Annotated in this window: 15 protein-coding genes; 1 reads left to right on the top strand and 14 read right to left on the bottom strand. The window is 69.1% G+C overall.

What is annotated here, in order from left to right; all coding sequences use genetic code 11:
- Nucleotide 1: 1 nt before the first annotated feature.
- The 14 genes from GF399_01270 to GF399_01205 form a co-directional block, all read right to left on the bottom strand.
- Nucleotides 2-2,290 carry an AAA family ATPase gene (locus GF399_01270; protein MBD3398945.1) on the bottom strand — a complete coding sequence of 763 codons (2,289 nt, stop codon included), beginning with the start codon at nt 2,288-2,290 and terminating at the stop codon, nt 2-4.
- Nucleotides 2,262-2,882, bottom strand: coding sequence for a DUF4388 domain-containing protein (locus GF399_01265; GenBank protein ID MBD3398944.1), 621 nt, complete (start codon nt 2,880-2,882; stop codon nt 2,262-2,264). The genes GF399_01270 and GF399_01265 overlap by 29 nt, the downstream gene beginning before the upstream one ends.
- 207 nt (nt 2,883-3,089) lie before the next feature.
- On the bottom strand, nt 3,090-3,683 hold the full coding sequence (locus GF399_01260) for a gliding-motility protein MglA (GenBank protein MBD3398943.1): 594 nt from the start codon (nt 3,681-3,683) through the stop codon (nt 3,090-3,092).
- A 68-nt stretch (nt 3,684-3,751) separates the two neighbouring features.
- Nucleotides 3,752-4,249 (bottom strand): roadblock/LC7 domain-containing protein, encoded by a 498-nt coding sequence (locus tag GF399_01255; protein MBD3398942.1) that lies wholly within the window; start codon nt 4,247-4,249, stop codon nt 3,752-3,754.
- A gap of 275 nt (nt 4,250-4,524) precedes the next feature.
- Nucleotides 4,525-5,370 carry a recombination protein RecR gene (gene recR, locus GF399_01250; GenBank protein ID MBD3398941.1) on the bottom strand — a complete coding sequence of 282 codons (846 nt, stop codon included), beginning with the start codon at nt 5,368-5,370 and terminating at the stop codon, nt 4,525-4,527.
- 138 nt (nt 5,371-5,508) lie between these two features.
- Nucleotides 5,509-5,982 carry a hypothetical protein gene (locus GF399_01245; GenBank protein MBD3398940.1) on the bottom strand — a complete coding sequence of 158 codons (474 nt, stop codon included), beginning with the start codon at nt 5,980-5,982 and terminating at the stop codon, nt 5,509-5,511.
- Nucleotides 5,979-6,884 (bottom strand): hypothetical protein, encoded by a 906-nt coding sequence (locus tag GF399_01240; GenBank protein MBD3398939.1) that lies wholly within the window; start codon nt 6,882-6,884, stop codon nt 5,979-5,981. Before GF399_01240 ends, GF399_01245 begins: the two co-directional genes overlap by 4 nt.
- Entirely contained in the window at nt 6,881-7,312 is a 432-nt protein-coding gene (locus GF399_01235) for a hypothetical protein (protein MBD3398938.1), read from the bottom strand. Before GF399_01235 ends, GF399_01240 begins: the two co-directional genes overlap by 4 nt.
- A 12-nt stretch (nt 7,313-7,324) precedes the next feature.
- Nucleotides 7,325-9,016, bottom strand: a complete 1,692-nt coding sequence (locus GF399_01230) for a dihydroxy-acid dehydratase (protein ID MBD3398937.1) — start codon at nt 9,014-9,016, stop codon at nt 7,325-7,327.
- On the bottom strand, nt 9,004-9,372 hold the full coding sequence (locus GF399_01225) for a hypothetical protein (GenBank protein ID MBD3398936.1): 369 nt from the start codon (nt 9,370-9,372) through the stop codon (nt 9,004-9,006). Before GF399_01225 ends, GF399_01230 begins: the two co-directional genes overlap by 13 nt.
- A complete protein-coding gene (gene eda, locus GF399_01220; GenBank protein MBD3398935.1) occupies nt 9,369-10,019 on the bottom strand; it encodes a bifunctional 4-hydroxy-2-oxoglutarate aldolase/2-dehydro-3-deoxy-phosphogluconate aldolase in 651 nt (216 codons plus the stop codon). Before eda ends, GF399_01225 begins: the two co-directional genes overlap by 4 nt.
- On the bottom strand, nt 10,012-10,650 hold the full coding sequence (gene coaE, locus GF399_01215) for a dephospho-CoA kinase (protein MBD3398934.1): 639 nt from the start codon (nt 10,648-10,650) through the stop codon (nt 10,012-10,014). The genes eda and coaE overlap by 8 nt, the downstream gene beginning before the upstream one ends.
- A gap of 287 nt (nt 10,651-10,937) precedes the next feature.
- On the bottom strand, nt 10,938-12,383 hold the full coding sequence (locus GF399_01210) for a proline--tRNA ligase (GenBank protein MBD3398933.1): 1,446 nt from the start codon (nt 12,381-12,383) through the stop codon (nt 10,938-10,940).
- A gap of 164 nt (nt 12,384-12,547) precedes the next feature.
- On the bottom strand, nt 12,548-13,051 hold the full coding sequence (locus GF399_01205) for a hypothetical protein (protein MBD3398932.1): 504 nt from the start codon (nt 13,049-13,051) through the stop codon (nt 12,548-12,550).
- Between GF399_01205 and GF399_01200 the strand changes: the two genes are divergently transcribed.
- Nucleotides 13,035-13,754 carry a hypothetical protein gene (locus tag GF399_01200; protein ID MBD3398931.1) on the top strand — a complete coding sequence of 240 codons (720 nt, stop codon included), beginning with the start codon at nt 13,035-13,037 and terminating at the stop codon, nt 13,752-13,754. The genes GF399_01205 and GF399_01200 overlap by 17 nt on opposite strands.
- The last annotated feature ends 277 nt before the right edge of the window (nt 13,755-14,031 follow it).

Here is a 14,031-nt window from a genome sequence, read left to right as displayed (position 1 = left end):
CTTACATCTTTTGCAGGTTGGCGTATTTGGCCACCAGCTTCTTGATCCCGTGACGGGCGAACTTGACGGTCAGCTTGAGGTTGGGACCGTCGCCGGCCCGGGAGAGGATGATCCCCCGGCCCCACTTGTCGTGCCACACCCGATCCCCCGTCGAAAAGACGACGCCCTTCTGGGCCTTCTTGACGCGCTGTTTCTTCTGTTCGACGGCCCGCAGGTCCTCGGTGGTCGACAGCACGTTGAGTTCGCGGATGGAGCGGTCGTCGAGCAGGTCCGGCGGCAGCTCCTTCAAAAACCGGCTGGGCTGGTTGTAGACCTTGCGCCCCTGGAGGTTGCGCCGCAGGGCCCGGGTCAGGTAGACGCGGTACTGGCCGCGGGTGATGCCCACGTAGAGCAGGCGGCGCTCCTCCTGCAACTCGGCCTCGGCCTCGCGGGAGCTCCGGCGCACCAGGGGGATCAGCCCCTCCTCCAGGCCGCTGATGAAGACGACGGGGAACTCCAGCCCCTTGGCGGCGTGGAGGGTCAGCAGGGAGACCGAGCCGGCGTGCTCGTCGAAGTTGTCGATCGGCGCCGTCAGAGAGACCTCCTCGAGGAAGTCCTCCAGGCTGCCCTCGGGGTTGGCCGCGGTGAAGTCGCGGGCGGTCTCCAGGAACTGCTCGACGTTCTCCAGGCGGCTGACGGCGTCGTTGGACTTCTGCAGCCAGGCGGTGTAGTCGATGCGCTCGAGCAGCTCCTCGAGGAGTTCGTCCACGGGCGCCCGCCGGGTGGTCAGTTCGTCGAGAAGCTCCATCAGGTTGTCGACGGCCCGTCGGGCCCGGGGCGGGATCAGCTCCTCGTCGATGCAGCGGCGGATGACGTCGGGCAGGTGGCTGCGGTCCTTCTCGACCTCCTCCATCATCGTGTTGACCGAGATCTTGCCCACGCCGCGGCTGGGGACGTTGACGATGCGGCGGAAGGACAGCAGGTCGTTGGGGTTGACCAGCAGGCGCAGGTAGGCCAGCAGATCGCGGATCTCGCGCCGGTCGTAGAAACGGACGTCGGCGATGATGTTGTAGGGGATCGAGCGCTTGCGCAGGGCGTCCTCGAGGACCCGGCTCTGGGCGTTGGTGCGGTAGAGCACGGCATAGTCGTCGTAGCCGCCTTCGTCCCGGTTGTGGACGGCGTTGAAGATCTGGGTGGCGATCCAGCCGCTCTCGTCGTACTCGTCGGGCCCGGCGTAGACGATGACCCGCTTGCCCTCCTCGCCCTTGGTCCACAGCTCCTTGTCCTCGCCCAAGGTCAGCGGGTTGTTGGCGATCAGGGCGTTGGCGACCTTGAGGATGTTGCGCGTCGAGCGGTAGTTCTCCAGTAGCTTGATGATCCGGGCGCCGGGGAACTCTTCGGGGAAGCGGGCGATGTTCTCGGGCTCGGCGCCGCGCCAGCGGTAGATGCTCTGGTCGGGGTCGCCGACGACGCAGAGGTTCTCGCCCGCGCCGGCCAGCAGGCGGATCAGATCGTGCTGGGCGGTGTTGGTGTCCTGGTACTCGTCGACGAGGATATGGCGGAAGCGGCGGCGGTAACGGGCCAGCACGTCCGGGTACTCGTGGAACAGGGTGACGGTCAGCAGGATCAGGTCGGCGTAGTCCAGGGCGTTGGTGTCGCGGAGCTGGCTCTCGTACTCCAGGAACAGCTCCTTGATACGCTTCTCCCGCGCCGTGGAGGCGGGGAAGGAGCCGGCCTGGACGAGGTTGTTCTTGGCCCGGGAGATGACGCTGACGACCTCGTTGGGCTTGACGTCGCCGCTGCGCTCCGGGCCGATCAGGCGCTTGATGATCGAGCGCTGGTCGGCCTGGGTGGCGATGACGAATTCGCGCTCGCGGTCGGGCAGGTGGTGGATGTCGCGGCGCAGGACCCGGGCGCAAAAGGCGTGGAAGGTGTGGATCCAGATGCGCTCGGCGGTGCCCCGGGTCTCCTCGGCCCCCAGCAGGGAGTTGACCCGTTCACGCATCTCCCCGGCGGCCTTGTTGGTGAAGGTGATGGCCAGGATCTCGTCGGGCTGGACGCCGTCCTCTTCGAGCAGATGGGCGATGCGCACGGTGACGGTGCGCGTCTTGCCCGTACCGGCGCCGGCGAGAACCAGCAGGGGCGCCCCGCGGTGGGTCACCGCCTTCTGCTGCGCCGGATTCAGCACTGCCAAGAGGTTTTTCATACGGGGCGGACTCGACGGGTGGCTGGAAATGGGTCGAAGGGCGGGGCGGCGGGGGGAACGGGACGGCGGTGCCGGCTCAGGAGCCCGGCGGACGGTCCCAGTCATCGTCGGGGGCGCCGATTTCCTCGTCGAGGTCGATCTCCTCCTCGCCCGCCGCGTTATCCCCGACCCGCCTGACCAGGCCGATATTGATCATCTCCTCGAGGGTCTGCAGCACGGTGACCTCATCCTGGTCCGAGACGGCGCAGATCTCGGTAATGGTGCGCGCGCCGTCGATCAGGGCCAGGACCTTCCACTGCTGGGGCGAGAGGTGAATATCGTCGTGGGCGCCCTCGACCTTGGCGAAGGTCAGCACGGTGTCCGGCGGCGGCAGCTCGGTCTGCAGGTCGCGCAGCTCATCGGAGCGCCGCGCCGATTCCAGAATCAGATTGGTGGCGGAGATGTCGATGGTCCGCCGGGTGGGATAGATGGTGGTGTCGAAGCGGAAGCGGCCGTTCTTCCATTTCAACAGCGCGTAGGCGGCATCCTCGCCGGTCATGTTGGCGAAGGTGGCGTGGACGAGTTCGCCCTTGCGGAAGTAGAGGGTGCCGATATCCTCACCGCGCCGGATCGACAGGGCGCCGGTGCGCTTACCCATCTGCAGCATCTGCAGGATGTCGGGCAGGGCGAAATCCTTTAAGTCTCCATCGAAGGGCATGGTCGGCGGTGGTTGGCTTCCGGTCGGGTTTGGGGTTGCTCGGCGGCGCGTAACGGACGCTGACGGTCGTCGGTTGTCCGGCGTAAAGAGGCCGGAAGGGCGGCCATCCACCCCAGTGTTTCAGCGCAGGACGGGTGGTGCCTCTTCCAGCATCGGGAACGGGTTACCTCCCCGACGGACGTCGCCGGAGTCGCCTGGATGAAAAGACTAGACGGATTGCTTCTGGCTGATGCTGGCCAGGATGAGCTTGCTGATCGCGCGCAGGGTGTCGAAGACGCCGACGCCCTCGGTGGCGATGGATTCGAAACTGGGGTCGTTGCGGTGGTTGATCTGGCGCTCCAGCTCCTCGACGGGGACGACGTTTGGCAGGTCGCGCTTGTTGTACTGCACGACCATGGGCAGGTCATCGAGTTCGTAGCCCTGGCTGCGCAGATTGACCTTGAGGTTCTCCAGGCTCTCGATATTGTCCTCGATGCGTTCGACCTGGGAGTCGACGACGAAGACCAGGCCGTCGACGCCCTTGAGGATCAGCTTGCGCGAGGCGTCGTAGTGGACCTGGCCGGGGACGGTGTAGAGGTGGAAGCGGGTGGTGAAGCCCTGGATGCTGCCCAGATCGAGGGGCAGGAAATCGAAGAACAGGGTGCGGTCGGTTTCGGTGGCCAGACTGACCAGCTTGCCGCGGTACTCGGCGGCGATCTTCTTGTGGATGTAGAGCAGGTTGGTCGTCTTGCCGCACAGGCCGCAACCGTAATAGACGATCTTACAGTTGATCTCCTTATTGGCGTAGTTGATCAGCGACATCGAGAGCCATCCCCCGTGCTTTTAAGAAGCGGCGGCGTTCGCTTGGAGCCGGACGCGCCGCCCGCTGGTTAGTCCTTGAAGAGATTATCGATCTCGCTCTCGGCGACCGAGGCGAAGGAGGAGTCCAGGCTGCGGCTCTGGCTGGAGGCGCCCAGCTTGGCGAAGATGTTCTCGAAGACGGTGGACAGCTCTTCGAGGGCCTTCTTGACCCGCAGCCGTACCAGACCGAGGCTGGTGCGGTTGTCGAAAACGATGACCAGGATGACCCGACTCTGGACGATGGAGATATGGATGGACTCCTTCTCTCCCTGGTGGAAGAGCACGGAGAACTCGTCCTGGCCGAGGATCTTCGCCAGGGCGCTGGTGGCGGCGAAGTTGCCCGCCGACAGGCTGGCGAAGGCGGTGGAGTCCATATTGGAGGTGTCGCCGTGGGAGCTGATCAACTGCCCGGAGCGGTCGACCAGCAGGACGATGCGGGCGTTGGCCTCCGTCAGCAGACGGGACAGCACGCGGTTGATGATTTGATAATCTTCCTCGAAAAGCTCAACGCTTTGTTCGTGTTCCATGATTCAGCCACTCCGCGGCGAGCTTGCGGGGCCGGGATTGCGCCGCCCGCTGGATTGCTGCGGTTGCGTTCTCCCGGGCTCCCGGGTCACGTGGTAAAGAAAAGGCCGGGTTGAGATAAGGTTTGACGCTGGTTTACCGGTCGAGGCGGGTCATCATCCGCATAAACGCCCGTCCGGCGTCGGCCCGTCCGGCGTCGAAGGAGGCTGCGGTCGGGATACCGCCGCCACCGTGATAACAGCTCCAGTATACCAGTCGCCCGCGTCGGCCGCCAGCCTCAGCTAAAGCGGCGGCGTCCCTCGAGGGCCAGGCGCAGGGAGACCTCGTCGGCGTAGTCGACGTCGGCGCCGGCGGAGAGGCCCACGGCGATGCGGGTGACCTCGAGTTCGAGAGGCTCGAGCAGTTCCCGCAGATAAGAGGCGGTGGCCTCACCGGCCGAGGTCGGACTGGTGGCCAGAATGACCTCGCGATAGGCGCCGCGGCGCAGGCGGACGACCAGGTGGTCGAGGCTCAGCTCCTCGGCGCCGATCCCGGCGAGGGGATCGAACAAGCCCCCCAGGACGTGATAGTAGCCGTCGTAAACGCCGGTGCGCTCGAAGGCCTCGACGTTGTAGGGTTCCTCGACGATCAGCAGGCGGCCGTGGTCGCGTTCGGGATCGGCGCAGATGTCGCAGACGAGGCTTGTCGCGCCGCCGTCGGGGGTCTCGTAATCCGCCTCTGCGGGTGATCCGCCCCCATTATGCGGCCCCCCCTGATTGCGGCCCGGCTCGCCGGCGGGTTCTTCGCGGGTGGTCCGTCCGCCTTCTAAGTCGTGGCCCCCGTACTTGGCCCGTTCTTGATTGCGGCCCGGCTCGTCGGTGGGTTCTTCGCGGGTGGTCCGTCCGTCTTCTAAGGCGTGGCCCCCGTACTTGGCCCGTTCTTGATTGCGGCCCACCTCGGCGGTGTTGCCGCAGATGGAGCAGAGTCCGACGCGGCGGGTGAGGTTGACGATGGAGCGGGCGAGTTCGAGGCTCTGTTGGTCGTCGGCGCGCAGGAGGTGGTAGCCGATGCGCTGGGCGGATTTGGCGCCGATGCCGGGCAGACGGCGCAGAGCCGCCAGCAGCCTTTTTAAGCTGGGGACCAAAGTTGTCTTTGTCGGGGGTTGCGGGGAGCTCCCCGTGGGTGTTGATAGCGCAATGAAAGTAACACCGGGGCGCGGGGTGTGTCAAGAATAAGGGGGTGCTGTGAAGGGGGTCCGGGCTGTCGTCGTCGGGTGCTCGTGCTAGAAATAGTAGCGCAGGGTCAGGCCGCCGGAGGCGTCGAAATCGACGCCGGGGATGAAGTCGAGGCCCAGTCCGGCTTCGAGGCCCACGCCGAGGCGGCCGTCGAGGAAGAGGTATTCACAGCCGATCAGGCCGCGTCCGGCGAGGTGGAATTCGGTCTCGTCGTCTTCGAGTTCGTCGGGTTTGTCGGCGTGGTCGCGGTCGCGGATGTGGAAGCGGCCGCCGACGCCGAGGTAGGGGCGCCAGGGGCTGGGCAGCCAGGGCATATGGAAGAGGTAGTCGGCCCCGGCGGCGATGCCGCCGTTGAAGCTCCAGGCGAGATGAAAGGCCAGGGCGCTGGTCTGGGACAGGTTGAGTTTGGCGGACAGGCCGCTGGGTTCGCCGGCGATCAGGCCGAGGCCGAAGGTGCGGACCTGGGCGGCGGCGGGGGCCAGCAGGGCGATGAGCAGCAGAGCAATGAGCAGGCTTTTCATTCTTCTTCTCTTTGTTGGAGTAAGTGGGGTGAGTGATTGTCGGCGTAGCCCCAGGCGCCGTGGCGGGTGACGCAGCGGGCGCCACAGGCGGCGGCGCTGCGGGCGACGGCGTCGGGGGAGTCGCCGCGGGCCAGACCGTGGAGGGCGGCGCCGAGGGCGGCGTCGCCGGCGCCGGTGGGGTCGATCTCGTCGGCGGGCAAGGCGGTTTGGCGGATCGTCGCGCCGTGGCTGTGGAGCAGCAGGCCGTCGGCTCCGAGGGTGATCAGGACGTGGTGGTGCTGCTCGGCGGCCCGGGCGAGCAGGGCGTCGGGTCCGCCGGGCCCCCAAAGCAGGCGGGCCTCGGCGAGGTCGGCCTTGACGAGGTCGAGGCGCGGGGCCAGTTGGCGGTAAAGCTCCCGGGCGCGGACGTCGTCGACCAGGGCGGGGCGGCGGTTGACGTCGTAAGCCCGCAGGGCGCCGGGGCGGGCGTGCTCGACGAGGTACAGGCCGACGCGGCGGCCGCCGTCGTTGAGGGAGCTGAAGACGCCGGAGACCAGGACGACGTCGGCGGCGGCGAGGAGGGCGTCGTCGAGGTCGTCGACGGTCAGGCGGCTGCCGGCGCTGCCGTCGCGGGTGTAGCCGAAGCGGCTGTAGGGGCAGCGGCCGCCGATGTCGTAGACGGCGTTGAAGGGTCCGCCGAGGCGCACGGCGGGACTCCAGAGGCAGCGGCGCTCGAGGGCGGCGCGCAACCGGGGCAGCTCGTCGTCCTCGGCCAGGCGGCAGGCGAGCGCGGCGCGGCCCCCGGTGAGGGTGAAGGCCAGGGCGGCGTTGGCGGCGGCGCCGCCGACGGAGCGATGGCCGGGGTGTTCCCGGTGGGTCTCCAGCATCAGCTCGCCGGCGGTGAACAGCAGGGGTCGGCTCACCCGTCGTCCTCCGTCCCGCGGCCCCAGCACTCGCGGGCCGTTGTCCGCAGGCCGTCGAGGGTCAGCTCCTCGCCGGCGGCGTCGTAGAGCAGCAGACCGCGGGCCCGCAGGCTCAAGGCGCCGGGACCACCGTCGCGGTCGGTGCAGGCCAGCTCGAGGGTCGGATCCGCGCCGCCGACGGCCTCCAACCGGGGCTCGAGTTCGGCCAGGCGCTCCGGGGCCAGCAGTCGTTCCCCGGCGGCGGGGCGGTAGACGAGGTCTGCGCAGTTGACCAGGGCGCCGGTGAGGTACCAGAGGGCGGGACAGCCGAGGGCCGAACGTCCGGGGCGTTCGAGCAGCAAGCGCACGTGCCACTGCGAGCGCCGGGCCTCCAGCAGCCGGGCCCCGAGCAGCAGCTCGAAGGCTGTCCGCATCTCTTCGTAGCGCACGTTGTCACCTCGTCAGGCGGGGATGTCGAGACCGGCCCCCTCGTCGGCCTGGCGGGCCAGGGCGCGGTACAGGCGACCGAGTCGGCCCGCGGCGGGGGCGGGCGCAGGGGGTGTCGCCCGGCGGCGCTCCAGTTCACTCGGCTCGACCAGCAGCTCCAGGCGGCGCCCCTCGAGGTCGACGCGCACGGGATCGCCGTCGCGCACCAGGGCCAGGGGACCGCCGACGGCAGCCTCGGGGCAGACATGGCCGACGCAGGGTCCGCTGGTGGCGCCGGAGAAGCGGCCGTCGGTGACGAGGGCCGTCGAGCCGCTCAATCGGGGATGTTCGCGCATGGCGGCGGTCAGGTAGTAGAGCTCGGGCATTCCGGCGCCGCGGGGTCCCTGGCCGGGCAGGACGAGGACCTCGCCCGGAGCGATCGCCCCGGCGGCCACGGCTTCCAGGGCGGCGGCCTCGCCGGCGAAGACCCGCGCCGGTCCGGCGACGAGCCGACGCTCGAGACCGGCGGCCTTGACCACGGCGCCCCGGGGGGCCAGATTGCCGAAGAGGACGCGCAATCCGCCGCCGGGGGCGAAGGGTTCCCGCGCCGGGGCCAGATAATCCGTCGGCGTCTCGCCCAGTTCATCCAACAGACGCAGGCGGACGCCGGGCTCGTCGCGTTCGCGCCAACGAGCCAGGGTCGTCGGCCAATCGCCGAGGACGGTCCGGGCCTCCGGCTCCCAGCAACCGAGCTCGAGCAGGCGCTCGACGACGGCGGGCACTCCGCCGGCCAGATGGAAGCGGTCTGTGGGACGGCGTCCGGCGGGGCGCAGATCGACCAGGCGGGGCACCGCGGCGCAGAGGGTGTCGACGGCGCGCAGCTCGAAGGGCGTTCCCAGCTCCCGGGCCAGGGCGGCCAGGTGGAGCAGGGCGTTGGTCGAACCGCCCAGGGCGGCGGTCAGGCGTACGGCGTTACGCAGGGAGCGGGCGTCGAGCAGGCGGCGCGGGGTGGGTCCGTCCGCCAGCAGGCCGGGCAGGCGCTCGGCGACGCGCCCCAGAGCGACGGTCAGCTCGCCACCCGTCGTCGGCAGCAGGGCGCTGCCGGGCAGGGCCAGCCCCAGGCCCTCGGCCAGGCACTGCATGGTGCCCGCCGTGCCCAGGAAGGCGCAGGCTCCGGGTCCGGGACAGGCGCCCCGGCGTCGGCGCTCGTATTCCTCACGCCCCAGGGCGCCGCGCCGCCGGGCGGCGGCCCAGTCGCCGACGTCGGCCAGGGTTGCGTCGCCGGCGGCCCGGGGCATCACCCCGCCGGGCAGGACCAGGCAGGGCAGGTCCAGCCGGACGGCGGCCAGCAGTTGACCGGGCAGGGCCTTGTCGCAGGCGGCGACGAAGACCGCCGCGACGGCGTGTCCGCCGCGGGCGTGGAGCTCGGCGGCCAGGGCGTAGAGCTCGCGCCCGGCCAGGGAGAGGCCCATCGCCGGGGTGCCCTGGGCCACGCCGTCACACAGATCGGTGCAGTGGGCCCGGTAGGGGGCCAGTCCGGCCCCGAGCAGGGCGTCGGCCAGCTCCCGCGAGAGGTCTTCGAGGTGGGCGGCGCCGGGGTGGGTCTCACCGGCGTGACTCTCCACCAACACCCAGGGCCGCTCGGCGGCCGACGGCGGCAGCCCGGCTCCCAGGCGCAGGGGCAGGGCCTCGGGGGCGGCTTCGTCCGCCGGCCTCAGGGCCGCCACCGGTACTCCTCGCGCACGCGGTTGCCCGCGTCGTCGACCAGGGTGACGGTGATCACGGCCAGCTTGATGGACGCCCCGCCGGTCAACCGGGACAGCTCACCCATGGTCAGCGGTCCCGTCGGGCCGCTGAAGCGGGTATGGCGCCGGCCGTACTCCAGCTCGCGGTAGCCGCGCTCGCCGGCCCAGGTCCACCACTCCAGCTCGGCGCGGAAGAAGTACCCCGCCCCGTCCTCATTGAGGTTGAGCTCCAGGACGATCTCGCCGTCGGGGCGGATGACCAGCTCCTCGACGGACACGGCCTGGGCGGGAACGACCGTCGACAAACACAGCAGCAGCAACGGCACCAGCCTCGTCACGATCCACCTCCCGCGCCGGACCGTTCCGCGGACAGGCGGCGCTGCAGCTCGGTGTAGGCCGCGGACGGCTCGGCGGCGCCGATCAGAGCATTGCCGACGACGACGCCCCAGGCGCCGGCCGCCAGATAGTCGTCGATCTCCTCGAGGGCGATCCCCCCCGCCGGCAGCAGGCGCAGACCGGGCAGCGGACCCAGCAGGGACCGCAGGTAGGCCGGTCCGCCGAGCTGTCGGGCCGGAAAGACCTTGACCAGCTCGGCGCCGGACTCGACGGCGGCGCAAATCTCCGTCGGCGTCGCCGCCCCGGGGATGAAGGGCCGACCGGCCGCCTGGCAAACCTCGATCAAGCGACGATCGAGGTGGGCGCTGACGGCGAAGTCCGCCCCGGCCTCCAGAGCGGCCCGCAGGGACTCCTCGTCCGCCACGCTGGCCGCGCCGACCAGGCAGTCCGCCGGCGACAGCGCCCGCAGGACCGCCGGGGCATCAGGGCAGGTCAACGCCACCTCGAGGACCGTGGCGCCGGCCGCGATCAACGTTCCGCCCACCCGGCGGGCCGTTGCGGCCTCCCGGGTGCGGATCAGCGGCACCACCCGGGCGCGGCGCACGCGCCGCCGCAGCTCGGCCTGGTTGTCACGCAACCGCTCAGCCATCGTCGTCCACCGTTCCCCGCTCCCGGCGCAGCTCGTACAACTGATGCTCCCAGAGGAAACGCACCCGCCGCCGCAGGGCCGTCAGGTCGTCGTCGTTGACCACGACGAAGTCCGCCCGCCGGGCCTTGCTCTGCGCCGGCAACTGGGCCGCCATCCGCCGGCGCGCTCCGTCCTCGTCGAGACCCCGCTCCCTCAACCGCCGCAGGGCCAGGCCGGACACGGCGCGCACCGCCACCACGACGTCGAAAAGGTCCTGGATGCCCCACTCGTAGATCAACGCCGCGTCGACGACGAAGGCCTCCCGCCCCCGCGGCGGACGCTCGCGGGCCGCCGCGACGGCCCGGCCGATGCGCTCCACCAAGGGCGGATGCACCAGGGCGTTGAAGCGCTCCAGCAGGGCCCGGTCGGCGAAGACCCGCAGACCGACCGCGCCGCGGTCCAGCTCGTCGTCGGCCCCCAGGACCTCGGCGCCCAGCAGCTCGACGACCCGCCCCCTGATCCCCTCCTCGCGCAGCAGGTGATGACCCAGGGCGTCGGCGTCGAGAACCTCCAGGGCGGCGATCTCGCCCAGGCAGCGCAGGGCCGTCGTCTTGCCCGCGCAGACGCCCCCCGTCCAGCCGATGGTCAGCATAGCCGTTTCCCCTGCGGTTGCCTATTGATTATAACAGACGACCGAGCCCCTGCAACGCCCCGCACCAGTGAACAACGCCCAAGCCAAAGGCCCGGCGCGGTTGTTGCGACGACGGACCCGGCCGGGTCCGTCGTCATCGCAAGAACCGTGCCGGGCCGGTGTCGCGCCGGGGGCAGACCCGGTGGGCCCCCGGCCGCGGAGGGACGACACCGCCGCCGTGGTACGGGAGCGGCCGCAAAAAACCCCGCCCGCGGGCGGGGTCGTAAAAAACGAACGCACCGAAGGAGCTAATAGGCCCGGGCGAAGACGGCGTCCCACTTGGCCTCGGCGCCGCAGACCAGGCAGACGCCCTTGTCCTCGGGTTGCTCGAAGGGCAGACAGCGGATGGTGGCCTTGGTGCGATCCTTGACCGCGGTCTCACACTCGGGGCTGCCGCACCAGGGGGCGTGGTACAGACCGCGCTGCTCCTCGAGACGCTCGGCCAGCTCGTCGAGGCCGGACACGCTCCAGGTGTGGGCTTGGCGGTACTCCAGGGCCTGCTGGTACAACTTCTGCTGGATGTCCTCCAGCGTCTCGCCGACGATCCGCTCCAGATCCTCGACCAGCACCGGACGCTTCTCGCCGGTATCGCGACGCACCATCGTCACCTGATCCTGCTTGATGTCCCGGGGGCCGACCTCGATCCGCAGCGGGATCCCGCGCAGCTCGGCCTCGGCGAACTTCCAGCCCGGGCTCTTGGGCGAGGTGTCGAACTCCACCCGGTAGCCCTCCAGGCACTCCAGTACGTAGGCGCAATAGCTGAGGGTGTCCTCTCGGGTGTCGTCGAACAGGATCGGCACGACGACGATCTGGGTCGGAGCCACCCGCGGGGGCAGGCGCAGACCGCGGGCGTCGCCGTGGGTCATCACCAGGGCGCCCACCGAACGCGTGCTGACGCCCCAACTGGTCTGGTGAACGTACTTCTCGCTCTCGTCCTCGTCGAGGAACTTGATATCGAACACCTTGGCAAAGTGCTGACCCAGATCATGGGTCGTGCCCGCCTGCAACGCCTTACCGTCCTGCATCAGGGCCTCGACGCAGAAGGTGCTGCGGGCGCCGGCGAATTTCTCCGCCTCGCTCTTGACCCCTTTGAGCACGGGAACGGCCAGATCCTCCTCGTAGAAGCGTTCGTAGACCTCGAGCATCTTGAGAGCCTCGTTGATGGCCTCCTGCTCGGTGCGGTGGCAGGTGTGACCCTCCTGCCAGAGGAACTCCGTGGTCCGCAGGAACAGCCGGGTGACCTTCTCCCAACGGACCACGTTGGCCCACTGGTTGATCAGCAGGGGCAGGTCGCGGTAGGACTGGATCCACTTGGAGTAGATGCTGCCGATGATCGCCTCGGAGGTCGGTCGGACGCAGACCCGCTCCTCGAGCTCCTTCTCGCCGCCGTGGGTCACCCAAGCCACCTCCGGAGCGAAGCCCTCGACGTGGTCGGCCTCCTTCTGCAGCAGGCTCTCCGGAATGAACAGCGGGAAGTAGGCGTTGACGTGACCCGTATCCTTGATCCGCTTGTCCAGATGGTCGCGCATGTTCTCCCACAGGGCGAAGCCGTAGGGCCGGATGACCATGCAGCCCTTGAGGGAGGTGTAATCGGCCAGCTTGGCCTGGCGCACGACGTCGACGTACCAGGCGGAAAAGTCCTCGTTGATATCGGTAATGCTCTCGACGGAGCCCTTGCGGTTCTTCTTGCCCATGGTCAATCCTTTGTGGAAGCGGGGGAACGGTTGTCGGCGAATCGGAATATGCGATGCCCGACCGGCAGCGGTTCCCGGGCGCCGCCGCGGTCCGTCCGACCGCGACGGGACGCCACGCCGTCCTCCAATCCAATGAGTCGCCCTTGCAACTCTTTCACCTCACGTCAATCCCCACCGGCGGGATCGGCGGCGTCAGCGCCCTCCGTGTTCTCCCCGTCCGCCGAGGTTTTATCGATGATAACATAGACCCGTTCCCCCGGAGCGGCCAGACCCAGGCGCTCCCGAACCAGCTCCTCCAGGAAGGCGTCGTCGGTCTCCAGCCGCTCCAGCAGCTCCCGGTAACGCTCCAGGCTGCGCTCGGCTTCCCGACGGCGCTCCAGCAACTCCGCCTTCTCCTCGCGCAGCTCGCGCAGCTCGAAGATGCTGTTCTTCGAGCCCAACAGCAGGTAGGCGGCCAGGCCCAGCCCGATCAGCAACAGAATCCAGCCCAGCCGACGGCCCAGGGGGCGCCCGTCGGCGCGACGGTGGGTTTCTTTCAGCTTGCCGTCCACCCTCCGATTGTAACCCCCGCGCCCCCGGCCCGCAAGAGCGGCGGCGCATCTCCCCCCCGTTGTGCTAAACTGTAACTGAACCGCCCCCGGAAAGGCCGCCATGGACAGCGTACGCATCGTCGTCGACCCCGAATACCTCCTGCGTCACCTGGGGGACGTCGAAAACCCCCTCGGCGAGCTGCGCGGTCGGGCTCCCGGTCTGGCCCTCGAATTCCTGCGCGACAGGGAACTCGAGGAGCACTTGCAGAGCCTCGAACCGCCCCCGGCAGTCCTCGACTACTACCGCAAGAAAACCAGCCTCTGGCGCTACGCCGGCGAGGACGAAGCCCCGCCCGCCGGGGAAGAGCTCGAGCAGCTCAAACTGGTCGAGCTGCTGATCTACCTGGCCGAGGTCGCCCAAGCACCCTTCGTCCTCACCGACAACCAGGAACTGGTCTACCAACCCTACGACGGCGGCCGCTTCTACGACCCCTGGGAACTCGAGGAAAAACTGGCCGAAATGGCCGCGGAGCTCGACGACGGCCCACCCGAGGACTGGCACCAGCACCGCCTCGGCCGGGCGATGGCCACCGACGAGGTCCACCGCGCCGCCAACGAGATGCAGGCCCGCCTGCTGACCGGCCTGCTCAAACAAAACAACATCCCCTACTACATCATTAGCAACTACGTACCCTGGTTCGACGGCATCTTCACCACCGCCAAGGGCTACTGGGGTACCATCCACGTCCTGCGCGGCGACGCCGAACGCGCCCGCGAGCTGATCCAGGACTATATCGCCGCCCGGCCCGACTGGGACGAGATCGACGAAATGACCGATTAAACCCCTCGACGCCTTCATCGCCCCCGACTCAACGACCGGCTCAATAATCCCGGCCCCGCGCCGGCGTCAATCCAGACCCCGCCACCAGAGACCCGACACCGACAACTCTGGACCGCGCCGCCGGAACCGGCACGGTTTTTGCGGAGGCGAACCGTTATCATCGTCAGTAACGGTCGCCGAGATGCAAAAACCGTGCCGGTTCCGGCGGCCGCATCGCCAAGCCGCCGCAAACCACCTTCAACCAGGTCTGGATTGACGCCGGCGCGGACCGCATGCT

Source organism: Candidatus Coatesbacteria bacterium (genome assembly GCA_014728225.1).
Taxonomy (GTDB): domain Bacteria; phylum RBG-13-66-14; class RBG-13-66-14; order RBG-13-66-14; family RBG-13-66-14; genus WJLX01.
This window is presented reverse-complemented; position numbering and strand designations above follow the sequence as displayed.